The 24,064-nt window shown below is 57.4% G+C and carries 23 protein-coding genes; 16 read left to right on the top strand and 7 right to left on the bottom strand.

Annotated elements, in window-relative coordinates; translation table 11 throughout:
• The first annotated feature begins 33 nt into the window (after window positions 1–33).
• Window positions 34–480, top strand: coding sequence for a pyridoxamine 5'-phosphate oxidase family protein (locus tag AC0KVQ_RS09570; RefSeq protein ID WP_473420926.1), 447 nt, complete (start codon window positions 34–36; stop codon window positions 478–480).
• Here AC0KVQ_RS09570 and AC0KVQ_RS09565 read toward each other — a convergent pair whose 3' ends face one another.
• Window positions 481–1,437 (bottom strand): LysR family transcriptional regulator, encoded by a 957-nt coding sequence (locus tag AC0KVQ_RS09565; protein WP_473420925.1) that lies wholly within the window; start codon window positions 1,435–1,437, stop codon window positions 481–483.
• Window positions 1,438–1,586: 149 nt separating this feature from the next.
• Between AC0KVQ_RS09565 and rnk the strand changes: the two genes are divergently transcribed.
• Window positions 1,587–1,964 carry a nucleoside diphosphate kinase regulator gene (rnk, locus tag AC0KVQ_RS09560; RefSeq protein ID WP_473420924.1) on the top strand — a complete coding sequence of 126 codons (378 nt, stop codon included), beginning with the start codon at window positions 1,587–1,589 and terminating at the stop codon, window positions 1,962–1,964.
• Window positions 1,965–2,084: 120 nt separating this feature from the next.
• Entirely contained in the window at window positions 2,085–3,428 is a 1,344-nt protein-coding gene (gdhA, locus tag AC0KVQ_RS09555) for an NADP-specific glutamate dehydrogenase (RefSeq protein ID WP_473420923.1), read from the top strand.
• 175 nt (window positions 3,429–3,603) lie between these two features.
• On the opposite strand, the gene zupT is transcribed toward gdhA, so the two are convergent.
• Window positions 3,604–4,500 (bottom strand): zinc transporter ZupT, encoded by an 897-nt coding sequence (gene zupT / locus AC0KVQ_RS09550; protein ID WP_473420922.1) that lies wholly within the window; start codon window positions 4,498–4,500, stop codon window positions 3,604–3,606.
• Between the two features lie 90 nt (window positions 4,501–4,590).
• Between zupT and AC0KVQ_RS09545 the strand changes: the two genes are divergently transcribed.
• Window positions 4,591–5,571 (top strand): serine/threonine protein kinase, encoded by a 981-nt coding sequence (locus tag AC0KVQ_RS09545; RefSeq protein WP_473420921.1) that lies wholly within the window; start codon window positions 4,591–4,593, stop codon window positions 5,569–5,571.
• Window positions 5,572–5,583: 12 nt separating this feature from the next.
• On the opposite strand, the gene AC0KVQ_RS09540 is transcribed toward AC0KVQ_RS09545, so the two are convergent.
• Window positions 5,584–7,128, bottom strand: a complete 1,545-nt coding sequence (locus AC0KVQ_RS09540) for an MDR family MFS transporter (RefSeq protein ID WP_473420920.1) — start codon at window positions 7,126–7,128, stop codon at window positions 5,584–5,586.
• Window positions 7,129–7,268: 140 nt separating this feature from the next.
• On the opposite strand from AC0KVQ_RS09540, the gene AC0KVQ_RS09535 reads away from it, so the two are divergent.
• From AC0KVQ_RS09535 to rpmG, 3 genes are all read left to right on the top strand, one after another.
• Complete coding sequence (locus tag AC0KVQ_RS09535) at window positions 7,269–9,647, top strand: DNA translocase FtsK (protein WP_473420919.1); 2,379 nt, start codon at window positions 7,269–7,271, stop codon at window positions 9,645–9,647.
• An 86-nt stretch (window positions 9,648–9,733) separates the two neighbouring features.
• Entirely contained in the window at window positions 9,734–9,967 is a 234-nt protein-coding gene (rpmB, locus tag AC0KVQ_RS09530) for a 50S ribosomal protein L28 (protein WP_473420918.1), read from the top strand.
• Window positions 9,968–9,983: 16 nt separating this feature from the next.
• Window positions 9,984–10,139 (top strand): 50S ribosomal protein L33, encoded by a 156-nt coding sequence (gene rpmG / locus AC0KVQ_RS09525; protein ID WP_473420917.1) that lies wholly within the window; start codon window positions 9,984–9,986, stop codon window positions 10,137–10,139.
• A 64-nt stretch (window positions 10,140–10,203) separates the two neighbouring features.
• Here the strand turns inward: rpmG and AC0KVQ_RS09520 are convergent, their stop codons facing one another.
• A complete protein-coding gene (locus AC0KVQ_RS09520; protein ID WP_473420916.1) occupies window positions 10,204–10,977 on the bottom strand; it encodes a formate/nitrite transporter family protein in 774 nt (257 codons plus the stop codon).
• 142 nt (window positions 10,978–11,119) lie between these two features.
• Here AC0KVQ_RS09520 and AC0KVQ_RS09515 point away from each other — a divergent pair, with 142 nt between their 5' ends.
• Window positions 11,120–12,154, top strand: a complete 1,035-nt coding sequence (locus AC0KVQ_RS09515; protein ID WP_473420915.1) for a threonine aldolase family protein — start codon at window positions 11,120–11,122, stop codon at window positions 12,152–12,154.
• A 68-nt stretch (window positions 12,155–12,222) separates the two neighbouring features.
• Here the strand turns inward: AC0KVQ_RS09515 and AC0KVQ_RS09510 are convergent, their stop codons facing one another.
• On the bottom strand, window positions 12,223–12,840 hold the full coding sequence (locus tag AC0KVQ_RS09510) for a cytochrome b (RefSeq protein ID WP_473420914.1): 618 nt from the start codon (window positions 12,838–12,840) through the stop codon (window positions 12,223–12,225).
• Between the two features lie 209 nt (window positions 12,841–13,049).
• On the opposite strand from AC0KVQ_RS09510, the gene uvrB reads away from it, so the two are divergent.
• From uvrB to AC0KVQ_RS09495, 3 genes are all read left to right on the top strand, one after another.
• Window positions 13,050–15,068, top strand: a complete 2,019-nt coding sequence (gene uvrB / locus AC0KVQ_RS09505; RefSeq protein WP_473420913.1) for an excinuclease ABC subunit UvrB — start codon at window positions 13,050–13,052, stop codon at window positions 15,066–15,068.
• Window positions 15,069–15,249: 181 nt separating this feature from the next.
• A complete protein-coding gene (locus AC0KVQ_RS09500; RefSeq protein ID WP_473420912.1) occupies window positions 15,250–16,563 on the top strand; it encodes a sodium-dependent transporter in 1,314 nt (437 codons plus the stop codon).
• Window positions 16,564–16,795: 232 nt separating this feature from the next.
• Window positions 16,796–17,371, top strand: a complete 576-nt coding sequence (locus AC0KVQ_RS09495; protein ID WP_473420911.1) for an acetate uptake transporter — start codon at window positions 16,796–16,798, stop codon at window positions 17,369–17,371.
• Window positions 17,372–17,554: 183 nt separating this feature from the next.
• Here the strand turns inward: AC0KVQ_RS09495 and AC0KVQ_RS09490 are convergent, their stop codons facing one another.
• Together AC0KVQ_RS09490 and AC0KVQ_RS09485 are read right to left on the bottom strand one after the other, a co-directional pair.
• Entirely contained in the window at window positions 17,555–17,758 is a 204-nt protein-coding gene (locus AC0KVQ_RS09490) for a cold-shock protein (protein ID WP_473420910.1), read from the bottom strand.
• Between the two features lie 107 nt (window positions 17,759–17,865).
• Window positions 17,866–18,069 (bottom strand): cold-shock protein, encoded by a 204-nt coding sequence (locus AC0KVQ_RS09485; RefSeq protein WP_473420909.1) that lies wholly within the window; start codon window positions 18,067–18,069, stop codon window positions 17,866–17,868.
• A 257-nt stretch (window positions 18,070–18,326) separates the two neighbouring features.
• Between AC0KVQ_RS09485 and clpS the strand changes: the two genes are divergently transcribed.
• The 5 genes from clpS to cydX all read left to right on the top strand — a co-directional run bounded on the left by clpS (window position 18,327) and on the right by cydX (window position 24,043).
• Window positions 18,327–18,638, top strand: coding sequence for an ATP-dependent Clp protease adapter ClpS (gene clpS, locus AC0KVQ_RS09480; protein WP_473420908.1), 312 nt, complete (start codon window positions 18,327–18,329; stop codon window positions 18,636–18,638).
• Window positions 18,635–20,899 carry an ATP-dependent Clp protease ATP-binding subunit ClpA gene (clpA, locus tag AC0KVQ_RS09475; protein ID WP_473420907.1) on the top strand — a complete coding sequence of 755 codons (2,265 nt, stop codon included), beginning with the start codon at window positions 18,635–18,637 and terminating at the stop codon, window positions 20,897–20,899. The genes clpS and clpA overlap by 4 nt, the downstream gene beginning before the upstream one ends.
• A gap of 303 nt (window positions 20,900–21,202) precedes the next feature.
• Window positions 21,203–22,759 (top strand): cytochrome ubiquinol oxidase subunit I, encoded by a 1,557-nt coding sequence (locus tag AC0KVQ_RS09470; RefSeq protein WP_473420906.1) that lies wholly within the window; start codon window positions 21,203–21,205, stop codon window positions 22,757–22,759.
• A 2-nt stretch (window positions 22,760–22,761) separates the two neighbouring features.
• On the top strand, window positions 22,762–23,898 hold the full coding sequence (cydB, locus tag AC0KVQ_RS09465) for a cytochrome d ubiquinol oxidase subunit II (RefSeq protein ID WP_473420905.1): 1,137 nt from the start codon (window positions 22,762–22,764) through the stop codon (window positions 23,896–23,898).
• Window positions 23,899–23,941: 43 nt separating this feature from the next.
• Window positions 23,942–24,043 carry a cytochrome bd-I oxidase subunit CydX gene (cydX, locus tag AC0KVQ_RS09460; protein WP_473420904.1) on the top strand — a complete coding sequence of 34 codons (102 nt, stop codon included), beginning with the start codon at window positions 23,942–23,944 and terminating at the stop codon, window positions 24,041–24,043.
• The last annotated feature ends 21 nt before the right edge of the window (window positions 24,044–24,064 follow it).

Raw genomic sequence — 24,064 nt, 5'->3', positions numbered from 1 at the left:
TCCTTCAATTTTCCGGCTCCCCACTATCCAGCCATGACACCCTTGCCCGATAACATCCGCCGTTTCATCCAGCGCCAGCATGTGGTGGGTCTGGCCACGCTGTTTGAGGGCGAACCGTGGGCCGCCAGTTGCTTCTATGCCTTTGATGCGGAGAGCGTTGCCCTCATCATTCTCAGCAATCCAGCCACCCGCCACGGTCAGGCCATGCTGGCCACCCCGCGTATTGCCGGCACCATTGCCGGTCAACCGAAACTGATTCCGAAAATCCAGGGTATCCAGTTCACGGCCGAAGCCTGCCTGCTACGCGGGCAAGCGGCGGAAACCGCTTACGGGCAATACTGCCAACGTCACCCGATTGCCCGGCTCAAGCGCAGTGAAGTGTGGCAACTGGCTCTGCTGCAGATCAAATTCACCGACAACTCGCTGCTGCAGGGCAGCAAGACCCACTGGCAACGCGATACCGCAACCAGCCACAACTGATCAGATCCAGACCGTATCCAGCGTCAGCGGCGGCTGGCCATGCTGTTCAGGGGTGAGATTGTCCCAGTACGGCGATGCACCAAAGCGTTGGCTCAGAAAATCGATAAATACCCGCACCTTTTGCGGCAGATGCCGGTTGGGCACATACACTGCATACAGGAATTGCTCCACCGGTACATAACCGGGTAGTACCTCGACCAATCGGCCCCGCTGCAACTCGCGCCCGACGATAAAGGTGGGCAGCAAGGCCAGACCCAGGCCACCCAGCACGGCCTGCGACAGCGCCTCGTCATCGTTGATGCGCAGGGTTCCCGCCACCGGCACGGCAATATCGCCCTCCGGCCCGCGCAAACGCCAGACACCACCCGCGCTCAGATAGGTGTAATCGAGACAATTGTGGCGGGCCAGATCCTGCGGCAATTGCGGTGTGCCGTGGCTCGCCAGATAGGCAGGGCTGGCGCAGATCTTGCGCCGGATCGGTGCCAGCTTGCGTGCCACCAGGTTATGCCCGGGGTTGGCCGCGATGCGCAGGGCCAGGTCGAAGCCTTCTTCCACCAGATCAACAAAGCGGTCGGCGATGGTCAGATCCACCGACAGATCCGGATACTGCGCCATGAAATCCGCCAGGGCCGGTGCCACGTGCAAGGTACTGAACGCCACGGATGCGCTGATTTTCAGCGTGCCTTGCGGTTCCAGATGCAGGCGGTTCAGCGTTGCATCGGCACGCGCCAGTTCGTCCTGAATCCGGTCGCAGTGCTCGAAATACGCCTCACCGATCTCGGTCAGGCTCAGGCGGCGGGTACTGCGCTGCAACAGGCGCACACCCAGCGCAGCTTCCAGACGGGATATGGCCTTGCTGATGCGTGATTTCGACACGCCCAGGCGCTGCGCCGCACCGGAAAAACTCCTGGCTTTGACCACCTGGGCAAAGATCAGCATGTCATTGATATCGTGCATGGCACCTGCCCATCTGTTTCCAAAATGGAAACAGTATTATTCACCCATGCCGACTTATCAAGCCAGGAGCACTTGCCTATCATGCGTACAGCCTGCTCAAAACAGACGACAGATCAACTACCCGCACGCATCAAAAAATCAGATAGAACATGCCAGAAAACGACCTGATCATCAGCCATGTCGACTATGCCAGACTGATGGCCATGCCACCCTCGGCCGAGCTATTGGCCGAATTGGATCGTGCCATTGTTGTTCCCATGGAATCAATTCCGGCAAACACCGTGGCCATGTATTCACGGGTGCGCTACCGCGACGAAACCAGCGGCTCCGCACGCGAGGTACAGATTGTTTTTCCGGCCGATGCCGACATGGCGCAAGGCAAGGTTTCCGTGCTGGCCCCGGTCGGCGCTGCCCTGATCGGGCTGCCATGCGGCCAGAGCATTGACTGGATCTTCCCGGACGGCACCTCGCGCCGGCTGACAGTGCTCGCGGTCACCCATAGCCAGGATGCCAGCGGCCAGCCCTAGGCTCTGTTGACGTTGTAAAAATCAATCAAATGTCAACAGAGCCTAATCTTCCCGCATTTTTATCCCGACACACCCAACATTGCGCGACCTGCCAGGGCAGGCCGCTGGAGGAATTCATCCATGCAAACGGTTTCCCTTGAAGATTTCATGGCGCGCGTCGCTGCGCGCAACCCCGGACAACCCGAGTATCTGCAGGCGGTGCATGAAGTCATCGAGAGCCTGTGGCCCATCATCGCGCAGAAACCCGAATACCTGTCGCAAGGCGTACTGGATCGGTTGATCGAGGCCGAACGCATCATCCAGTTCCGCGTAGCCTGGGTCGATGATCGCGGCCAGGTGCAGGTGAATCGCGGCTATCGCATCCAGCATTCGTCAGCCATCGGCCCGTACAAGGGCGGGTTGCGCTTCCATCCGTCCGTCAACCTGTCGATCCTCAAATTCCTCGCGTTCGAGCAAACCTTCAAGAATGCACTGACCACGCTGCCGATGGGCGGCGGCAAGGGCGGTGCCGATTTCGATCCGAAGGGCAAGAGCCCGGGCGAAGTCATGCGCTTTTGCCAGGCCTTCGTGACCGAATTGCAGCGCCATGTCGGTGCAGATACCGATGTGCCGGCCGGCGATATCGGCGTGGGGGCGCGCGAGGTCGGCTTCATGGCCGGCATGATGAAAAAGCTGAGCAATCGCTCGGATTGCGTCTTCACCGGCAAGGGATTGAGCTTCGGCGGATCGCTGCTGCGCCCGGAAGCCACCGGCTATGGCACGGTGTACTTTGCCGAACAGATGCTGCAGCGCGTGGGCCGCTCGTTCGATGGATTGCGCGTCAGCGTATCCGGCGCCGGCAACGTGGCGCAGTATGCGATCGAGAAAGCCATGTCGCTGGGTGCCAAAATCGTCACGGTATCGGATTCCAGCGGCACAGTCGTGGACGAGGCCGGCTTCACACCGAAGAAACTGGCTGCGCTGATGGAAGTAAAAAACAAGCTGCACGGCCGTGTCAGCGACTACGCCGAGCGCGTGGATGCCGCTTTCCTGCCGGGCCAGCGCCCTTGGCAGGTGGCGGTGGATGTCGCCCTGCCCTGCGCCACCCAGAACGAACTTGATGAGAACGATGCGGCCACGCTGGTCAAAAATGGCGTGATCTGTGTGGCCGAGGGCGCCAACATGCCCTCCACGGCAGAAGCCGTGAAGCTGTTTGAACAGCACGGCATCCTGTATGCGCCGGGCAAGGCCAGCAACGCCGGCGGCGTAGCCACATCAGGTCTGGAAATGAGCCAGAACGCCATGCGGCTCTCCTGGTCACGCGAGGAAGTCGATGCCCGCCTGCGCGAAATCATGGGCAACATCCACGCTGCCTGCCTGCAGCACGGCCAGATGGCCGACGGCCGGATCAGTTACGTGAAGGGCGCCAATATCGCCGGCTTCGTCAAGATCGCCGATGCCATGCTGGCACAGGGTGTTGTCTGAGAACTTGTTCACGATCTGTCGCGAGAGGCCGTCAGTAGGGTAAAGAGCAGCGCAAAACCGGAATGTACAAGTTAGTACATGAGGACGCCTCGCAGAAAGCACCTTTCGGGTGTTTTGAGCAGCGCATGCGCCCTGATCACAGCCTCGCAGCAGGATCGTGAACAGGCTCTGACAACTATTTCATAAGAAGCAGACTCACGGCCATGACCAGCATGCCGGCGATCAGGCCGAACAGGCTGTCATGGCCCTTGCCATAGGCGCGGCTGGTGGGCAGCAATTCATCCAGGCTGATATAGACCATGATGCCGGCTACACCGCCAAACAGGATGCCCATCAACTCCGGCGGCACGGTTGCGTCATCCCCTCCGGCAATGAAGCGCAGCAAGAGATACGCCACCCCGGCACCCACCGGCTCGGCCATGCCGCTGATGAAGGAATAAAGAAAAGCACGCTTGCGATCGCCCGTGGCATAAAAGATCGGCACGGACACGCTGATGCCCTCCGGAATATTGTGTAGTGCGATCGCAACGGCAATGGCCACGCCAAGACTCGGGTTGTGCAATGCAGCCAGAAAGGTGGCCAACCCTTCCGGGAAATTGTGGATACCGATGGCCAGCGCGGTAAACAAACCCATGCGCATCAATCTGTGATGATGATGTGCATCGTGCCCATGGCCATGATCCAGATGCAGCGCCTTGCGCACCTGCGGCGATGGCGCCAGTGGTGCATTCGGGTCGTGCAGTGGCATGGTTTCTTTTTCGGTCCGGATTTCATGCGGATTTTCCCCGGCCGGTATCAGGTTATCGATCAAGCCGATCAGCAGCATGCCACCGAAGAACGAAGCGGTATTGATCCAGTGCGCCCAGTAATCGCCGTAGCGCTCGGTCAGCGCCACCACGCCCTTGAAGAAAATCTCGACAAACGAAACATAAAGCATGACACCAGCCGAAAAACCGGTAGCGATCGACAGGAACCGATAGTTGGTTCGCTGTGCCGTGAAGGCGATGATGCTGCCGATACCGGTGGCCATGCCAGCCAGCAGGGTGATGCCGAGCGCAAACCAGACCTCCATGCTGTATCTCCCATGGATAAATTCGTCGCCTGAATAAAGCATAGACAACATCTCCGGCCTGAGCCTGCCTTCCCGGGCTACAATCCGGGCATGACTGAACATCCTTATGCTGCACTCACGCCCGATTGCGTGCTCAATGCCCTGGAAAGCCTGGGCCTGCCCTGCGATGGCAGGCTGCTCGCGCTCAACAGCTATGAAAACCGCGTCTACCAGATTGGCCAGGAAGATGGGCCGCCCGTGGTGGCCAAGTTCTATCGGCCACTGCGCTGGAGCGATGCGGCCATTCTGGAAGAACACCTTTTCACGCAAGAGCTGGTTGAACGCGAAATTCCGGTCGTGGCGCCGCTGACATTCGACAGCAACACGCTGCATCACTTTGCCGGCTTTCGCTTTGCCGTATTTCCGCGCCGTGGCGGACGTGCACCGGAACTGGACAATCCGGACACGCTGGAATGGCTGGGCCGCTTTCTCGGCCGCATCCACGCCGTCGGTGCCGTTCATGCCTTTACCAAACGCCCCGCCCTGGATCTCGACACTTTTGGCATCGAGCCGCGCGATTACCTGCTGGCGCACGATTTCATTCCATCGGATTTGACCGAAGCCTGGGGCAGCGTGGTCAATCAGGCGCTCGACGGCGTGCGTCGCTGCTTTGATCGTGCCGGGGCAATCGCCCGCATCCGCCTGCATGGCGATTGCCACCCTGGCAATGTGCTCTGGACGCCGGATGGCCCGCACTTTGTCGACTTTGATGACAGCCGCATGGGCCCGGCCGTACAGGATCTATGGATGCTGCTTTCGGGCGAACGGGGCGATATGGTGCGCCAACTTGCCGATATCCTGGCCGGTTATGAAGATTTTTGCGAATTCGATACCCGCGAGCTGTATCTGATCGAGGGCCTGCGCACATTGCGCCTGATCCACTACTCGGCCTGGCTGGCGCGCCGCTGGGATGATCCGGCCTTTCCCGCTGCCTTCCCGTGGTTCAACACCGCGCGCTACTGGCAGGACCGGATCCTGGAATTGCGAGAGCAAGTGGCACTGATGGATGAAGCACCGCTGTGGCCTGTCTGACCACTGGAGTGATCACTTCCTGAGCGGCAGCGGCGGCAGCCGCCAGCCGATGACTGCCCCGACCAACGCCAGCACCATGCCGATCCACAGCGCGTGATGCACCCCGCCGACCAGGCCGGCCTGCGCCGTATCAAGCAAGGGCTGCGCCTGCAAACCCAGGGCTTGTGCCGCCTCGACAAAGGCCTGGCGATCGGCATCGCGCACCAGTACCTGCGGGTTTTCCAGCAAGGTCCTGGCAGCCTCTACGCCTGGCTGCGGCAAGGCATGGGCCACACTCGATTCATAGCTGGCATTGACCAGCAGCGCCGTCAGGCTGGCGGCAATCATGCTGCCGAATGTCCGCGTGGAATTGACGATGGCCGCTCCCGCACCCACATCGCTGCGTTCCACCGCCGACTGCATCTGCAGATTGAGATTGGGGAATTGGAAGCCGAAACTGATCCCGCAGCACGCCAGCGCAAATAGAATCTGGCCATCGCTGGAGGCTGGATGCAGCCGCGTCACGAGCAAACAACCGCCGGCCAGCAGCAACATGCCACAGGACAACAGGCGGTGACCCCATTTCAGCCGCGGCAGCAGCCTGCCATTGATCAGGCTGCCCACGGGAATACCCAGCGCCAGCGGTGTCAGCAACAGGCCGGCCGAACGCGGAGTGTGTCCAAATCCGCCCTGCAGCAGCAGCGGCACATAGAAGACCAGCATGAACAGCACACACCCGGACAGGAATGCCAGCAGGATCAGGCGCTGCGCAGCAGCCAGGCGCAAGACGCGCGGCGGGAAAATCGGTGCCGCCACATGCTGCAAGCGCCAGCCGAACCAGCCACCCGCAGCCAGACCACCCAGCAGCAGCCCCCAGAAAGCCAGCGAGTCATAACCGAGCATGCGGCCATCTTCCAGTGCCAGCATCAGGGCGCCGAGTGCAGCGGCCATCAGCAGGGCATCGAACCAATCCACCTTTTCATTACCCTGGCGGTGTCCGGGGAAGCGCGGCAAAAAGCGCAGCACCACCCACAGCGCCGCCAGTCCCACCGGCAGATTGACAAAAAACACGCTGCGCCAGCCCCAGTGCTGGGTCATGAAGCCGCCCAGCATCGGGCCGACCGCATTGGCGATGCCGAATGCAGTCGTCACCATCGCCATCCAGCGGATTCGCCGCGCGGTATCCGGGAAAAGATCGGTAATCGAGGCAAAGGCCGTGCCCATCACCATGCCCCCGCCGATCCCCTGCAGGGCCCGCGCGATCACCAGTTGCGGCATATTCTGCGCCAGCCCGCACAACACCGAAGCCAGCGTGAACGAAACGATGGCACCCAGCACAAACGGCTTGCGTCCGTAAAGGTCGCCGAATTTGCCCGTCAGCGGCATGAAAATCGCCGAGGTCAGCAGATAACCGGAACCCACCCAACTGTAATAATTGAAGCCCTGCAATTCGGCCACAATCCTGGGCATCGCCGTACCAACCACAGTCTGATCCAGCGCCGTCAGCATCACGACCAGGCAAATTCCCAGCATGGCCAGGAAAGCGCGCTTCCCCGCCAAGTGTTCTTGCGCTGTCATCGGCATGATCCATCCATCGATCCAAAGATGATGATTATATGACGCAGTGCTTTCAGCACACCTTGATCGGAACGACTTTCCTGCATCTTGTTTCTCGCCGTTATAATCACTTCGCAAACAATTCAATCTGGCATCGCCATATGGCCATTTTCCGCAAGAAAAGCAAAAACGTACCCAATGTTTCCAGCCGCGCCGCGCTGCCGCCGCACTTAGCCAACCTGCTGCGTGAGTCCTGGTGGCTGATCCTGGTCGCCGCTGCGGTCTATCTGGTTCTGGCGCTGGCCAGTTACCACCCGAACGACCCTGGCTGGTCGCACAGCACCAGCCATGGCCTGGTGCAGAATCGTGGCGGTGCATTTGGCGCCGTACTGGCAGATATCCTGCTTTATCTGTTCGGCCTGTCCGCCTGGTGGTGGGTCGGCTTCTGCTTCGGCGCCATTCTGTGGGGTTACCGCCGCATAGACCGCATCAGTGAAGGCTCACGCCCGGTCGTCTTTTTCGCCTGTGCCGGCTTTTTGCTGCTGCTGCTGGCCAGCAGCAGCTTCGAGGCGCTGCGCCTGCACAGCATGCATGCCACCCTGCCGCTCGCGCCGGGCGGCATGCTTGGCCTGGCCCTGGGCGGCTGGCTGACCAGCCTGTTCGGCTTCTCCGGCGCCACGCTCGCCCTGATTCTGGCGTTCTGCCTGGGCTTCTCGCTTTTTTCCGGCTGGTCATGGCTGGAAATCATGGAGCGTGTCGGCCTTTTGCTGGAAACATCGTGCCTGCGCATGCGTGATGCAATCCAGGCCGCCAATGACCGTCGCATCGGCCGCCAGGCGGCAGAAGCCCGCAGCGAGCGCGTAATTGAAGAGAAGAAAAAGCAGGTGGAAAAGCCCCCGCTGCATATCGAGCCGCCGCAGATGGAAATTCCGGTTGCCAAGGCCGTGGTCAAGGCAATGGAAAAGCAGGCAGAGCAGGAGAAGAAAAAATCTGCGCAACCAGCCCTGTTCGATTTTGGCGACGATATCCCGGTCGCCACCGACAAACTTTCGCAGCCGCCAGTGACGCTGCTCGCCCCGCCGCCGCCGGCCCAGGAAACCATCAGCCTGGAAACGCTCGAATACACCTCGCGCCTGATCGAGCGCAAGCTGGCCGACTTCAATGTCGAGGTCAAGGTCGTCGCAGCCTACCCGGGCCCGGTCATCACCCGTTATGAAATCGAGCCGGCTGTCGGCGTAAAGGGCGCCCAGATCGTCAACCTGATGAAGGATCTGGCCCGCGCACTGGGGCTGGTATCCATTCGCGTGGTGGAAACGATTCCCGGCAAAACCTGCATGGGTCTGGAGCTACCCAACCCCTCGCGCCAGACCATTCGCCTCTCGGAAATCATCTCGTCCGAGGCGTATCACCAGCAACACTCGAAACTCACCGTCGCGCTCGGCAAGGACATCACCGGCCGCCCGATCGTGACCGATCTGGCCCGTGCCCCGCATCTGCTGGTGGCCGGCACTACCGGCTCTGGCAAATCGGTGGGGGTGAACGCCATGATCCTGTCGCTGCTCTACAAGGCCACGCCGGATGAAGTGCGCTTCATCATGGTCGACCCCAAGATGCTGGAACTTTCCATCTACGATGGCATTCCGCATTTGCTGGCACCGGTGGTTACCGACATGAAACTCGCCGCCAACGCGCTCAACTGGTGTGTGGCGGAAATGGAAAAGCGCTACAAGCTGATGAGCACGTTTGGCGTGCGCAATCTGGCCGGTTTCAACCAGAAAGTGAAAGAGGCCGAAAAAGCCGGCAAACACCTCACCAATCCGTTCAGCCTGACGCCAGAAAACCCGGAACGGCTTGAAAACCTGCCGCAGATCGTGGTTGTGGTCGATGAATTTGCCGATCTGATGATGGTTGCCGGCAAGAAGATCGAAGAATTGATCGCACGCCTGGCACAGAAGGCGCGCGCGGCCGGCATCCACTTGATCCTGGCCACGCAGCGGCCATCGGTCGACGTGATTACCGGCCTGATCAAGGCCAACATCCCCACCCGCATTGCCTTCCAGGTCTCCAGCAAGATCGATAGCCGTACCATTCTCGACCAGATGGGTGCCGAGGCGCTGCTTGGCCAGGGCGACATGCTGTTCATGCCACCCGGCAGCGGTTACCCCTTGCGCGTGCATGGTGCCTTCGTCGCCGATGAGGAAGTGCACCGCGTCACCGAATATCTGAAGCAGTTTGGCGAACCGGACTATATCGAAGGTATTCTCAACGGTGGTTTTGAAGCTGAAGCCGCAGGCGGCGGCAGTGGCTTGCCGTGGGAATCCGGCAGCAGTGGCGGCGAAGAATCCGATCCGCTCTACGACGAAGCCGTGGCGTTCGTGATCAAATCGCGCCGCGCGTCGATCTCGGCGGTGCAACGCCAGTTGCGCATCGGCTACAACCGCGCCGCCCGCCTGATCGAGCAGATGGAAACTGCCGGATTGGTCAGTCCGATGGAAACCAATGGCAACCGTACCGTACTGGCACCACCTGTCGCAGAATAGCGAAAAAACCGGGCAAGGCTTGAATACAGCGGCATTTTCATGCTATAAATCCGGTCTTTGCAAGAATCCAGCAGGAATTTTGAATCATGGCACGAGTATGCAAAGTCACCGGCAAGCGCCCGGTTACCGGGAATAACGTTTCCCACGCAAACAACAAAACCAAGCGTCGTTTCCTTCCGAACCTGCAATCCCGCCGGTTCTGGGTTGAAAGCGAAAACCGCTTTGTCCGCCTGCGCGTTTCCAACGCCGCATTGCGCACCATCGACAAAGTGGGTATTGATGCCGTTCTCGCAGACCTGCGTGCTCGCGGCGAACTCTGATTAAAGGCCAGCAATCATGCGTGACAAGATCAAGCTCGAATCCAGCGCCGGCACCGGCCACTTCTACACCACCACCAAGAACAAGCGCACCATGCCGGAAAAAATGGAGATCAAGAAATTTGATCCCGTTGCCCGCAAGCATGTGATGTACAAGGAAACCAAGCTCAAGTAAGCCGTTTCCGGTGCTGCATACTCGAGACCCCGCAACTGCTGTTGCGGGGTTTTTGTTTTGCGGATTACCCGCCCGATCCCTCGCTCGGGTTGATGTAGCTGAATGGCAAACCGACAAACAGCACCCCCCCGACAATATTCCCCAAGGTGCAGAACAACAGGTTGTAGAGTGCATCGTTCAGCGTGATCGACCCACTACCCAGCAACGACACCAGGAAAGTACCCATATTGGCAATCGAGTGCTCGAATCCCAGGTAAAGGAAAATGAATACCACCAGAATCATCGCAGTGATTTTGGCAATATCCTCCTTGCAGCGCAGCGCCAGCCTCACCGCCAGGCAGACAATCCAGTTTGCCAGCACACCCTTGAAGAAAATCACCGATGCCGACTGATGCGCCTTATGGGCCGCCCCGGCATAGACAGCATGATCCGCCGGCAAGTGGCTGATCACATCCGCCCCCAGCAACAGCAACACCACAAGTACAGCCCCGAGCAGATTGCCTAGGTAGCAGGCACCCCACAGCAGGGTGGTCTGCCCCCACCCCGTCTTCCCTTCCGCGGAAGATACCGCCAGATACATATTATTGCTGGTGAACAACTCGGCATTGGTAAACACAATCACCGACAGCCCCACACCAAAAAAACCGGACGCAATGACCTTGCCGAAGGCACTGGCCTGCAGATTGTGGCTCAGCGCCCAGAACAGGAACACCACGATGGTCAGGTACATTCCCGCCAGGATCGAGCGCACCATGTAACGCCCCGGATCCGTCTGCAACAGGGTCAGTTTGCGCACACCACTGTCCGCCGCCTTTTCAACCAATGATCGATCAATCACTCTTCACCCCTCAGATACTTGTAATGAAATCATTCACCCGCCCTGCGGCACTTTTGCCAGCCACTTTGCGGCAAACCCGAATAGCGCCCCACGCCCAATCTGCAAAAATGTACTTTCTATCTTTCTATACGAAAGTATCCTTATGTCACAGCACTTTGCCTCAGACAACTACGCAGGTGCCTGTCCGGAAGCCATGAAGTGGCTGATCGAGGCCAACAACAGCGGCCACGAACCCGCTTACGGCGAGGACAGATGGACCCTGCGCGTATGCGATGCCATCCGCGAACTATTTCAGACCGACTGCGAAGTCTTTTTTGTTTTCAATGGTACCGCTGCCAATTCACTGGCACTGGCATCGATGTGTCAGTCCTATCACTCGGTTATCTGCCATGAGCTGGCACACATCGAAACCGACGAATGCGGCGGGCCGGAATTTTTCTCCAACGGCTCGAAATTGCTGACCGCATCCGGGCCGAACGGCAAGCTCACCCCACAGGCGATTGAAGCCATCATCACCCGTCGCAGCGATATTCACTACCCGCGACCGAAAGTGGTTTCCATCACCCAATCCACGGAAGTTGGCACGGTCTATCAAATTGAGGAAATCAAAGCCATTTCGGCAATGGCCCACCAGCATGGCCTGACCGTGCACATGGATGGCGCACGCTTTGCCAATGCTGTCGCCACATTGAATGCACACCCCGCCGACATCACCTGGCGCGCCGGCGTAGACGTCTTGTGCTTTGGCGGCACCAAAAACGGCCTGCCAGTGGGGGAAGCCGTGGTATTTTTCCGGCGGGAACTGGCTGAAGAATTTGCCTATCGCGTCAAGCAGGCCGGGCAACTGGCCTCCAAGATGCGCTTCATTTCCGCGCCATGGCTCGGCCTGCTGGAAAATGACGTCTGGCTGCGCAATGCCCGTCATGCCAACACCATGGCCCAGCGTCTGCACGATGCCCTGCAACGCATTCCCGAGGCCACACTTCTGTTTCCTCGCGAATCCAACGCCGTATTCGCCACATTACCCCAGCACGCCATCGACAGCTTGCGCAGCAGTGGCTGGCGCTTTTACCAGTTCATCGGCGCTGGCGGCTGTCGTTTCATGTGCGCCTGGGATACCACGGAGGAAATGGTGGATGCATTGGCGGAGGCCATTGCAACCGCCTGCCACAACTGAACTGCGCAATACCCAAGAAAAACGGCCTGCTATGCAGGCCGTTTTCATATCGGACAAAGTGCCGCCACTCAATTTGACGATCTTTGGGTTCGCACGACCACGCCATCGACACGCATGTAGTTTTCCGGCTCTGGCACAGCGATATAGCCGGTAACTGCTGCTTCGGGCTTCATCTTGGTCAGCGTGGCCTGACGGCCGAAATAATGCATGCACAAGGCAGCCGCAGCATGCAGCCCGCAGAAAACGATAAAGGCCGTGCTGACGAGGTGGTGCAGCTCCGCCAACATCGAAAGCCCCATTGGCGAAAGAATTTCTGGAATATACACACCCAGCACATAGCTGCCTGTCGCCTGACCCAGGTACAAAATCGTACCGGAACAAGCCAGGAACCCAATCGAGCCATAGAGGATGGCATGCATGAAGCGCGCCGCATGCACCTGATGGAAATCAGAACCATCCGGCGTTGGCGTGCCGAATACGCTGAACAGGGCCAATCGCAGCAGATTCAGGGCAAAGACCAGATGCCCGGCAATCATGTGAAAGCGTAGCAAGGTTGGTCGCAGCGGATCGGTTCTCGACATTCGGATGCCGACTTCAACCGAAATAACCGAAGCGATAACAAAAAAAGCCGCACCCCAGTGCAATAGAACCGAAAGTGGGTGGTAATCTTTCTTCGCAGTTTTCATGACAGAACCTGCACGCGCAAATTAACTAATGAAATTATATCGACCCATTCATGATCCGATAGGTAATTTTTAGACATTCGGCAAGAACAAATCATTGTCATTTGACACGCATCACTTCCTTGCAGGGAGCTATCTTTGGCAGAAGGTTTCATCCGCACACTTCAGCTTCGGTAGAATGATGGGTTGCTTTTTGCCTGCAGGATTTCGCCATGTTCGTCACTTTTCCCGGCAGCCCCTATGAGTTGTTTCAACCATTTCCGCCTGCCGGCGACCAGCCCGGCGCCATCGGGCAATTGATAGCCGGGCTTGATGATGGTCTCAAATACCAGACACTGCTGGGCGTAACCGGCTCAGGCAAGACCTACACCATGGCCAATGTGATTGCCCGCACCGGTCGCCCTGCGATCATCATGGCACCGAACAAGACGCTTGCAGCGCAACTGTATTCCGAGATGCGCGAGTTCTTTCCCAGAAACGCGGTGGAATACTTCGTCAGCTACTACGATTATTACCAGCCCGAGGCCTATGTCCCCAGCCGCGATCTGTTCATCGAGAAGGATTCCAGCATCAACGAGCACATCGAACAGATGCGCCTTTCCGCCACCAAAGCCATTCTGGAGCGCCCCGACTGCGTGATCGTGGCCACGGTCTCGGCCATTTACGGTATCGGCGACCCCAGCGATTATCATCAGATGATCCTGCACCTGAAGGAAGGTGAACATCTGAGCCAGCGCGATATCATCAGCCGGCTTTCCGTCATGCAGTACGACCGCAACGAGATGGATTTCGCGCGCGGCTCATTTCGTGTACGTGGCGACGTGATCGATGTCTTTCCGGCCGAACACGCCGATCTGGCCGTGCGGATTTCGCTGTTTGACGATGAGATCGAGAAACTGCAACTGTTCGACCCACTCACCGGCAAGATCGAAAGCCGCGTCGGCCGCTTTACCGTGTTTCCGTCCAGCCATTACGTCACCCCGCGTGCCACCGTACTCAAGGCGATCGAGACCATCAAGGAAGAACTACGCGATCGGCTGACGTTTTTCCATCAAAACCACAAACTGGTGGAAGCGCAGCGGCTGGAACAGCGCACCCGTTTCGATCTGGAAATGCTCAATGAGATGGGTTTTTGCAAAGGCATCGAAAACTATTCGCGCCACTTTTCCGGCAAGAAACCGGGTGATGCCCCGCCGACACTGATCGACTACCTGCCCGACAACAGCCTGATGTTTCTGGACGAAAGCCATGTCCTGATCGGCCAGATTGGCGGCATGTACCGCGGCGATCGCGCGCGCAAGGAAAACCTGGTTGATTACGGTTTCCGCCTGCCGTCGGCACTGGATAATCGTCCGCTGAAATTTGAAGAATTTGAAACCATGATGCCGCAGACCGTGTTCGTCTCGGCCACACCCGCCAATTACGAAGCAGAGCATCATGGCCAAGTCGTAGAACAAGTGGTACGACCAACGGGCTTGGTCGACCCTGTCATCGAAGTACGTCCGGTCGGCACGCAAGTGGATGACCTGCTCTCGGAAATCCGGAAACGCGTTGCCGTGGAAGAACGGGTGCTGGTAACCACGTTGACCAAACGCATGTCCGAGCAACTCACGGAATACTTGGGCGAACATGGCGTGAAAGTTCGCTACCTGCACTCGGATATTGATACCGTCGAGCGCGTCGAGATCATCCGCGATCTGCGCCTCGGGCTTTTCGATGTACTGGTTGGCATCAACCTGCTGCGAGAGGGGCTGGATATTCCCGAGGTATCGCTGGTGGCGATTCTGGATGCCGACAAGGAAGGCTTCCTGCGCAGCGAACGCTCACTGATCCAGACCATCGGCCGCGCTGCGCGCAACCTGAACGGCACGGCCATCCTGTATGCCGACAAGATCACCGATTCGATGAAGAAGGCTATCGACGAAACCGAACGGCGTCGCGCCAAGCAGATCGCATTCAACGAAGCCAATGGCATCACCCCCAAGAGCGTGGTCAAGCGCATCAAGGACATCATCGACGGCGTCTACAACGCCGAAGATGCTGCCGCTGTGCGTATCGAACAGAAACGCCATCGCCTGCTGGAAGAGATGGACGAAAAACAGGTCGCCAAGGAATTGAAGCGCCTGGAAAAAGAGATGATGCAAGCCGCACAGAACCTGGAATTCGAAAAAGCCGCCAAATTGCGCGATGAACTGCGCGTGCTGCGGGAGAAAACATTCGGACACAGCTAATGTGTATTGCAACTACACGAAATACCCAATAGGCAATATACGCCAGCATCGTAATATTCACACCCTGGCTGCAGGTGCCGCTGCTGTTGCCCTGCCCAATAACCAAAAACCTGGAACCTGATTCGAACATGAATCAAACAACTTCTTCCCCGGCACTGGAACGCAGTCACTGGTCCAGCCGTTGGGCTTTTTTCTGGTCACGATCGGCTCAGCCGTTGGACTGGGCAATATCTGGAAATTCCCGTACATGACCGGAAAAAACGGCGGCAGCGCCTTTGTGCTGGTCTACCTTGCATGCATTTTTGCCATTGGTGTGCCCTTGCTGATTGCCGAACTGATGCTCGGCCGTCGCGGCCAAGGCAATCCCGTTGCTTCGATGGGCGCACTGGCTCAGGAAGCCGGTGTCACCAAGCTCTGGAAAGGCTTGGGCTTGATGGGCATTATCGGTGCCCTGCTGATCTTCTCGTTCTATAGCGTCGTGGCCGGCTGGGTTCTGGATTACTCGATGCAAGCCATGAAAGGCTTTGCCGGCATTACGCCGGAGTTGGCTGGCCAGCGATTTGGCGACCTGCTGGCAAGCCCGCTCAGACTGATAGGCTGGCACACCGTCTTCATGCTCATGACCGGCTATATTGTCGTGCGTGGCGTTACCAGCGGTATTGAAGCGGCCAATAAAATCATGATGCCGACCTTGTTCGCAATCGTGCTGGTATTGCTTGCATACGGCATTTTTGCCGCGGACATGGTTGGTGCACTGAAATTCATGTTCCATTTCAACGCCAGGGAAATCAATGCCAGTGTCATCCTGTCGGCGATGGGGCATGCCTTTTTCACCTTGAGTCTGGGCATGGGTGCCATCATGACCTACGGCTCCTACCTTGATCGCGGAACACCGATCATCCGTACCTGCCTGCATATCGCACTGGCCGATACCGCGATCGCACTGTTGGCTGGCTTGGCCATCTTTGCCATTGTGTTCGCCAACGGCCAGGAACCTGCATCCGGTCCTGGCCTGATACTACAAACACTGCCGGTAGCTTTTGCCCAGATGCCGATGGGTCACCTGATCGGCATCCTGTTCTTCCTGCTGGTACTGTTTGCCGCCTGGACCTCTTCGATCTCCTTGCTCGAACCGTTCGTCTCTTACATCACCGAACGTTTCAACATCAGTCGTGTCACGGCCACCTGGGCTACTTGCGGTGCTGTCTGGCTGCTAGGCGTTGCGGTATGTCTTTCCTTCAACTCATGGGAAAACGTCAAGTTTTTCGGGCTGGGGATCTTTGATCTGCTCGATGCCATGACATCAAAAATCATCATGCCGGTTTCTGGCATGCTGATCGCGATATTTGTGGGCTGGATCATGCAGCGCGAGCATGTTCGCGAAGAGCTTGCCATCGACAATGGCGGCTTCCATCTGCTGAATACCTTGTTGCGCTATGTCGCGCCCATCGCCATTTCCCTGATTTTCCTGAATGTCATTGGTTGGCTTGGCTAATGCTGACAGGGCGCCTCGTCGTCATTCGGCGAGGTGCCCATCTCCCCCATCCAGACTCAATCGCAATCAGCAATTTTCACGCTTGATTCGAGTCAAAAATCACAAAAAAAACATGGTATCTCGGCCACATAGCAGGTAGAGTCGCGCCCGACCTGATGGCGCTGTTTTTGCGCTGCGGCAATGCTGTTTCTTACTCTTTTTAGAATCCAAATCAATTTGTCAGGGAGTTTTCATGTCCAACCCGTCTGGCGCCCTCGCCAATCCCGCACCGCTTGGTCTTCTTGGCTTCGGCATGACCACCGTGCTGTTGAACATCCACAATGCAGGTTTTTATCCGCTGACCAGCATGATTCTGGCCATGGGCATCTTCTACGGTGGCATCGCCCAGGTATTCGCCGGCGTGCAGGAATGGCGCATGGGCAATACCTTTGGCGCAACCGCCTTCACCTCTTATGGTTTTTTCTGGCTGACTCTCGTGGGCCTGCTCGCCCTGCCGAAAATGGGCTTCACCCCCGATGACGGTACTTCGATGGCAGCCTATCTGGCCATGTGGGGTGTCTTCACCTTCTTCATGTTCATCGGCACGCTCAAGCTGAACCGCACCCTGCAAGTTATCTTTGGCTCGCTGGTGGTCCTGTTCTTCCTGCTGGCCATCGAAAAAGCCACCGGCAATGAAGCACTGGCCCGTGTTGCTGGCTTTGAAGGCATCTTCTGCGGCGCATCCGCCATCTACTGCGCAGTCGCCCAGATCCTGAACGAAGTTTATGGCCGTACCGTTTTGCCGCTTGGCACGCTGGACAAAAAATAAGCGGACAAGTCATCCGAAAATGCAAAGGCAGGCTTTCAAGCCTGCCTTTTTTATCGCCTGTCATTCGCACCATCACAAGGCAGGCCCGCGACGCACCGCACCACGATCAACCCTTGGAACCCGTTCTTGCAGGCAACAAAAAACCCCGCCGCAGCGGGGTTTTCCTGCTTTACATCCGGCGAATCAGGCAGCCTGGATGTTGGAAGCTTGCTTGCCCTTCTGACCAGTGGTCACGTCGAAGGAAACGCGCTGGCCTTCCTTCAGGGTCTTGAAACCTGGCATGTTGATTGCGGAGAAGTGCGCGAACAGGTCTTCGCCACCTTCATCCGGAGTGATAAAACCAAAACCCTTGGCGTCATTGAACCACTTAACAGTACCGAGTGCCATTTTGAAATTTCCTATCATAAAAATAACTGGTGGAAATCATTCCAAGAGGATTTTCATTCCACCTGAAACAAAGCCGCAAAGTTTGTAGCTTTGCGGCTTATTGCCAATCAGGCAGCCTGGATGTTCGAGGCTTGCTTACCCTTTTGACCGGTGGTCACTTCGAAGGAAACGCGCTGGCCTTCCTTCAGGGTCTTGAAACCTGGCATGTTGATTGCAGAGAAGTGAGCGAACAGATCTTCGCCGCCTTCATCCGGAGTAATAAAGCCAAAACCTTTAGCGTCGTTGAACCACTTAACAGTACCGATAGCCATTGCTGGAAATTCCTATTTCTAAAAAATAAAACCTCAACGAGGTACGCTGGGTTTGATAGTACAAGACAAGCAAAACGGCAAGACCGGTACTGCGTGAAACTTGACATCAAACTCTGAAAAGCGGTTTTACGCGAGTTGCCCCGCGCCGGTCAAGCGAAAGTGGTAGCCCGGTACCAAACTGTAACAATTTTGCTCACTTGAAAAGCCAATACACCGGACCAAAATGAAATCAGGAGCGCTCGAACACGGAAACAACCATGGCGACCAGGTACCAGCAGGAAACCGAAAAACTACAACAAACCATACGCAGCGGGCCGCCATCCATGTGGCAAGTGGTGCTTCTGAATGATGACTTCACCCCCATGGATTTTGTAACCACGGTCTTGCAAACTATTTTCAATATGGACTATGAACGCGCCACGCAAATCATGCTCAAAATCCATACGGAGGGACGTGGCATCTGCGGCATATTTCCCAAGGATATCGCTGCAACCAAGGTTTCCGAGGTAACTCGTTACGCTCGGCAGAACCAGCATCCGCTGCAATGCATCATGGAGATACAAAAATGATTGCCCAGGAACTTGAAGTCAGCCTGCATATGGCTTTCATGGAGGCGCGCCAGAAGCGTCACGAATACATTACCGTCGAGCACTTGCTGCTGGCACTGACCGACAATCCATCGGCCAGTGAAGTGCTGCGCGCCTGCGGGGCAAATCTGGATGAATTGCGGCGGCAATTGACAGACTTCGTCAACGAGCACACACCGATTGTTTCCGGCTCGGGCGAAGTGGAGACCCAGCCAACCATCGGCTTCCAGCGCGTGATTCAACGCGCCATCCTGCATGTGCAATCTTCGGGCAAGAAGGAAGTCACCGGTGCCAACGTACTGGTAGCCATCTTCGGCGAAAAGGATAGCCATGCCGTGTATTACCTGCATCAGCAGGGCATTACGCGCCTGGATGTAGTCAACTTCATTTCGCATGGCATCACCAAGAGCAGTGGCCCGGCGCAATCGCCCAAATCGGAAGGCGGCGAAGAAACCGAGCAGGAAACCACATCCTCGGGTGGGGCTCTGGACAGCTACACGCAAAACCTCAACCAGCAGGCACTCAACGGCCGGATCGATCCGCTTATCGGCCGCGAACCCGAACTGGAACGAGTGATCCAGATCCTTTGCCGGCGTCGCAAGAACAACCCGCTACTGGTCGGCGAGGCCGGCGTGGGCAAGACAGCCATCGCAGAAGGACTGGCGCGACGCATTGTCGAAGGCGACGTACCGGATATCTTGTCGGATGCCACAGTCTATGCACTTGACATGGGCGCGCTGCTGGCCGGCACTAAGTATCGCGGCGATTTCGAACAGCGCCTGAAGGCGGTGATCAAGCAGTTGACCGAAGAGCCGGGTGCAATCCTGTTCATCGATGAAATTCACACGCTCGTTGGTGCAGGCGCGGCCTCGGGCGGTACGCTCGATGCCTCGAACCTGCTGAAGCCGGCGCTTTCCAACGGCGCGCTCAAGTGCATCGGAGCGACAACCTACAACGAGTTTCGCGGAATTTTCGACAAGGACAACGCCCTGTCGCGTCGCTTCCAGAAGATCGATATCGCCGAACCTACGATCGAGCAGACTGTTGAAATTCTCAGGGGGCTCAAGGATAAATTCGAGCAGCATCACAATGTTAAATACACCGCCGCCGCATTGACGGCAGCGGCTGAATTGTCGGCCAAGTTCATCAATGATCGTCACCTGCCCGATAAGGCTATCGACGTGATCGACGAAGCCGGTGCTGCCCAGAAGATTTTGCCCAAATCCAAGCAAAAGAAGACCATCAACAAGCACGAGATCGAAGAGATCATTGCCAAGATTGCGCGCATTCCGCCCAAGAATGTCTCGAGTGATGATCGCAATGCATTGAAAACGCTCGACTCCGATCTCAAGCACGTGGTGTTTGGCCAGGACCCCTCCATTGAAGCGCTTTCATCAGCGATCAAAATGGCACGCTCAGGCTTGGGTAATCCGCAGAAACCGATTGGTAACTTCCTGTTCAGCGGTCCGACCGGCGTGGGCAAGACCGAAGTGGCCCGCCAGCTTGCCTATACACTAGGCATAGAACTGGTACGCTTTGACATGTCCGAATATATGGAGCGCCATGCCGTCAGCCGGCTGATCGGTGCGCCGCCCGGCTATGTTGGTTTCGAGCAGGGCGGCCTGTTGACCGATGCCATCACCAAGCATCCCTATTCGGTGCTGCTGCTGGATGAAATCGAGAAAGCGCATCCGGACATCTACAGCGTGCTGCTGCAGGTGATGGATCATGGCACGCTGACCGACAATAATGGACGCAAGGCCGATTTCCGTAATGTGATCATCATCATGACCACCAATGCGGGAGCGGAATCACTGAATCGCCCGGTGATCGGCTTTACCACCAAGAAGGAAAGCGGTGAGGAAATGCAGGATATCAAGCGCCTGTTTACCCCCGAATTCCGCAACCGGCTGGATGCAATCATTTCGTTTGCCCCGCTCAGCCCGCAGGTCATTCTGCAGGTGGTCGACAAGTTCCTGCTGCAGCTGGAAATTCAGCTACAGGAAAAGAAGGTCGATGCACACTTCACGCCGGAACTCAAAGCCTGGCTGGCGGAAAAGGGGTTCGACCCGCAGATGGGTGCACGGCCGATGGCACGCCTGATCCAGGACACGATCCGCAAGGTGCTTGCCGACGAATTGCTGTTCGGCCGCCTGGCCCATGGCGGCGAAGTCACCATCGACATCGACGAGCATGGCAAGGCCAAACTTTCGTTCCCGGAAAAAACGACTCAAACGGCCTGATCTGATCACATCATTTCAGCCACCCGCGCTTTTCAGATACGGCATGGCCCAACAGCCATGCCGTTTTCTTTTCGCCTGTGCACAATTGACTCAAGTCAAATAATACCAAGTCGTATATTGATAATCGTTCTAGAATGGAGGGGATCATATGCCAATAACCATTCTGCCATGCCTGCCTTTTTCCCGTATTTTCGCCCCGGCCAACACGCTGGCCGCGCTGCGTCGATGCGCCAGGTCGCCCGCATGATTTGCGTCCAAACAAGCATTTTCTTTCTCAATATTTTCTGAAAACCCGGAGGTCTTATGATCAGTGAAACCCTGGTCGACTTGTCACGGTGGCAATTTGCCGTGACGGCCATGTACCACTTTCTTTTTGTTCCGCTCACGCTGGGGCTGGCCTGGATTCTGGTCATCATGGAAATGGTTTACGTGATGACCGGCAAGGAAATTTACCGCGACATGGTCAAGTTCTGGGGCAAGCTGTTTGGCATCAACTTCGCTCTGGGGGTTACCACCGGGCTGACCATGGAGTTCCAGTTCGGCACCAACTGGGCGTATTACTCGCACTACGTGGGCGATATCTTCGGCGCACCGCTGGCCATTGAGGGGCTGCTTGCCTTTTTCCTCGAATCCACCATGGTCGGGCTGTTTTTCTTTGGCTGGGATCGCCTGTCGAAAGTCGGCCACCTGGCGACCACCTTCCTGATGGCGCTGGGATCGAACCTTTCCGCCCTGCTGATCCTGATCGCCAATGGCTGGATGCAGGATCCGCTTGGCTCGGAATTCAACTACCAGACCATGCGCATGGAAATGACCGACTTCTGGGCGGTACTGTTCAATCCCACAGCGCAGGCCAAGTTTGTCCACACACTGTCGGCTGGCTACGTCACAGCAGCAGTGTTTGTGCTGGGTATCTCGGCTTGGTATCTGCTCAAAGGGCGCGACAAGCCGTTCGCCTTGCGCTCCTTCCGCATCGCTGCTGCGTTCGGGTTTGCTTCGGCACTGTCCGTAATCGTACTAGGAGATGAATCGGGCTACACCGTGACGGAATCGCAGCAATCGAAGCTCGCCGCCATGGAAGCGATGTGGGAAACCGAGCCTGCGCCGGCGGGGCTGGTGCTGTTCGCGATCCCCGACCAGGAAGCCCGCAAGAATCACCTGGAATTGAAGATTCCCTATGTGATGGGCTTGATCGGCACACGCTCGGTCAGTACCGAAATTCCCGGCATTGAAGACATCATCACCATGAACCGGGCCCGCATTGAAAACGGACAGAAAGCCGTGATCGCACTGGAAGCCTTGCGCAGCGATCAGAAAAACGAAACTGTCAAAGCCGTTTTCGAGCAATACAAGGCCGATCTGGGATTTGGGCTTTTGCTGAAGAAATACGTGACCGATGTCCGCCAGGCCACACCTGAAATCATGGACAAGGCGGCGCACGACACCATTCCGGATGTCGCACCCATGTTCTGGAGTTTCCGCCTGATGGTGGGGCTGGGCGTTGCTTTCCTGCTGCTGTTCACGCTTGCCTTCTGGGCGTCCGCGCGCAATCGCATCGAGCAGAATCGCTGGCTGCTGAAGTGGGCCTTCTGGTTTATCCCGATGCCCTGGATTGCGTGTGAGCTGGGCTGGTTTGTCGCCGAGTATGGCCGCCAGCCATGGACCATTTACGGCGTACTGCCCACGCACCTGTCCGCATCCAGCCTGAGCGTTGGCAGCATCCTCTTCTCACTGGCCGGTTTTGTGCTGCTCTACACCGGCTTCCTGATCGCAGAAATGTACCTGATGATCAAGTACGCCCGTCTGGGCCCAAGCTCGCTCGGCACCGGCAAATACCATCTTGAACAGCAAGGAGCCTGAATATGGATTACGAAACACTGAAATTCATCTGGTGGCTCCTGGTAGGTGCCCTCTTGATCGGTTTTGCCATCATGGATGGTCACGATATGGGTGTGGGTGCACTGCTGCCTTTCGTCGGCAAGACCGATACCGAGCGCCGGGTAATGATCAACAGCATCGCCCCGCACTGGGAAGGCAACCAGGTCTGGTTTGTCACGGCGGGCGGCGCCATTTTTGCCGCCTGGCCGTTCGTCTATGCCACGGCCTTTTCCGGCTTCTACATCGCCATGCTGGCCGTGCTGTGGGCTTTGTTCTTCCGCCCGATCGGCTTTGATTACCGCAGCAAGGTTGCCGACCCACGCTGGCGCAATTTCTGGGACTGGGGCCTGTTCGTAGGAGGCGCGGTGCCGCCGATCATCTTTGGCGTGGCTTTTGGCAACCTGTTCCTGGGTGTGCCGTTCCAGTTCGATGACACCCTGCGAGTGACCTATACCGGCAGCTTCTTCGGTCTGCTGACACCTTTCCCGCTCTTGTGCGGCATCGTCAGCCTGGCCATGCTGCTCACGCATGGCGCACATTACCTGATCCTGCGCACCGAAGGCGACATCGCAGCACGCGCACGCAAGGCGGCCCTGCTGTTCAACCTGTTGCTGATTGCCACCTTTGCGCTGGCGGGCGTCTGGCTCGCCTATGGCATTCCGGGTTATGTGATCACCGCAGGCGGCTTGCCCGGCGCACCTTCCGATCCGCTCAACAAGGAAGTGATCCAGCAGGCGGGTGCCTGGATGGCCAACTACCAACGCTACCCGGCGATGACGATCCTGCCGCTGGCGGCATTTGTCTCGATGGCGATTGGCCTGCTGGCGGCGCTGAAAAACAAGGGCGGTATTGCCTTCATTGCCAGCAGCCTTGCCTGCACCAGCGTCATCAGTACTGCCGGGGCTTCGCTGTTTCCGTTCGTGCTGCCATCATCGAGCCATCCGCAAAGCAGCCTGACCGCCTGGGATGCGACCTCCAGTTATCTCACGCTGGCGATCATGCTGGGCGTGGTGGTGCTGTTCCTGCCGCCGATCGTGCTCTATACCAGCTGGGCCTATCGCGTCATGCGCGGCAAGGTCACCGGTACGTTTATCGAGCAAAACAGCAAATCGGTGTACTGAGCAACGGATTTTTGACCCAGTCTTGGGATAGGAGACATTCATCATGTGGTATTTCGCCTGGATTCTCGGCCTGACGGCAGCGTTGCTGCTCGCTGCCATGAATGCAATGTGGTACGAAGCGCAGGAAGATCGCAAAGACCGCTAGGCTCTGCGCGCGATTCCCCCC

This window comes from Formivibrio sp. oc-25, assembly GCF_055810895.1.
The sequence above is the reverse complement of the archived record's forward strand: the minus strand, read 5'-3'. Positions and strand labels throughout refer to the sequence as shown.

Excerpts from the sequence above, each read along its gene's own strand:
- AC0KVQ_RS09535 (WP_473420919.1), top strand. The coding sequence starts at position 7,269 with ATGGCCATTTTCCGCAAGAAAAGCAAAAACGTACCCAATGTTTCCAGC.
- clpA (WP_473420907.1), top strand. The coding sequence starts at position 18,635 with ATGATTGCCCAGGAACTTGAAGTCAGCCTGCATATGGCTTTCATGGAG.
- gdhA (WP_473420923.1), top strand. The coding sequence starts at position 2,085 with ATGCAAACGGTTTCCCTTGAAGATTTCATGGCGCGCGTCGCTGCGCGC.
- AC0KVQ_RS09510 (WP_473420914.1), bottom strand. The coding sequence starts at position 12,840 with ATGAAAACTGCGAAGAAAGATTACCACCCACTTTCGGTTCTATTGCAC.
- rpmB (WP_473420918.1), top strand. The coding sequence starts at position 9,734 with ATGGCACGAGTATGCAAAGTCACCGGCAAGCGCCCGGTTACCGGGAAT.
- AC0KVQ_RS09545 (WP_473420921.1), top strand. The coding sequence starts at position 4,591 with ATGACTGAACATCCTTATGCTGCACTCACGCCCGATTGCGTGCTCAAT.
- rnk (WP_473420924.1), top strand. The coding sequence starts at position 1,587 with ATGCCAGAAAACGACCTGATCATCAGCCATGTCGACTATGCCAGACTG.
- AC0KVQ_RS09565 (WP_473420925.1), bottom strand. The coding sequence starts at position 1,437 with ATGCACGATATCAATGACATGCTGATCTTTGCCCAGGTGGTCAAAGCC.
- AC0KVQ_RS09485 (WP_473420909.1), bottom strand. The coding sequence starts at position 18,069 with ATGGCTATCGGTACTGTTAAGTGGTTCAACGACGCTAAAGGTTTTGGC.
- cydX (WP_473420904.1), top strand. The coding sequence starts at position 23,942 with ATGTGGTATTTCGCCTGGATTCTCGGCCTGACGGCAGCGTTGCTGCTC.
- zupT (WP_473420922.1), bottom strand. The coding sequence starts at position 4,500 with ATGGAGGTCTGGTTTGCGCTCGGCATCACCCTGCTGGCTGGCATGGCC.
- AC0KVQ_RS09490 (WP_473420910.1), bottom strand. The coding sequence starts at position 17,758 with ATGGCACTCGGTACTGTTAAGTGGTTCAATGACGCCAAGGGTTTTGGT.
- AC0KVQ_RS09515 (WP_473420915.1), top strand. The coding sequence starts at position 11,120 with ATGTCACAGCACTTTGCCTCAGACAACTACGCAGGTGCCTGTCCGGAA.
- AC0KVQ_RS09495 (WP_473420911.1), top strand. The coding sequence starts at position 16,796 with ATGTCCAACCCGTCTGGCGCCCTCGCCAATCCCGCACCGCTTGGTCTT.
- cydB (WP_473420905.1), top strand. The coding sequence starts at position 22,762 with ATGGATTACGAAACACTGAAATTCATCTGGTGGCTCCTGGTAGGTGCC.
- AC0KVQ_RS09570 (WP_473420926.1), top strand. The coding sequence starts at position 34 with ATGACACCCTTGCCCGATAACATCCGCCGTTTCATCCAGCGCCAGCAT.
- rpmG (WP_473420917.1), top strand. The coding sequence starts at position 9,984 with ATGCGTGACAAGATCAAGCTCGAATCCAGCGCCGGCACCGGCCACTTC.
- clpS (WP_473420908.1), top strand. The coding sequence starts at position 18,327 with ATGGCGACCAGGTACCAGCAGGAAACCGAAAAACTACAACAAACCATA.
- AC0KVQ_RS09540 (WP_473420920.1), bottom strand. The coding sequence starts at position 7,128 with ATGACAGCGCAAGAACACTTGGCGGGGAAGCGCGCTTTCCTGGCCATG.
- AC0KVQ_RS09470 (WP_473420906.1), top strand. The coding sequence starts at position 21,203 with ATGATCAGTGAAACCCTGGTCGACTTGTCACGGTGGCAATTTGCCGTG.
- uvrB (WP_473420913.1), top strand. The coding sequence starts at position 13,050 with ATGTTCGTCACTTTTCCCGGCAGCCCCTATGAGTTGTTTCAACCATTT.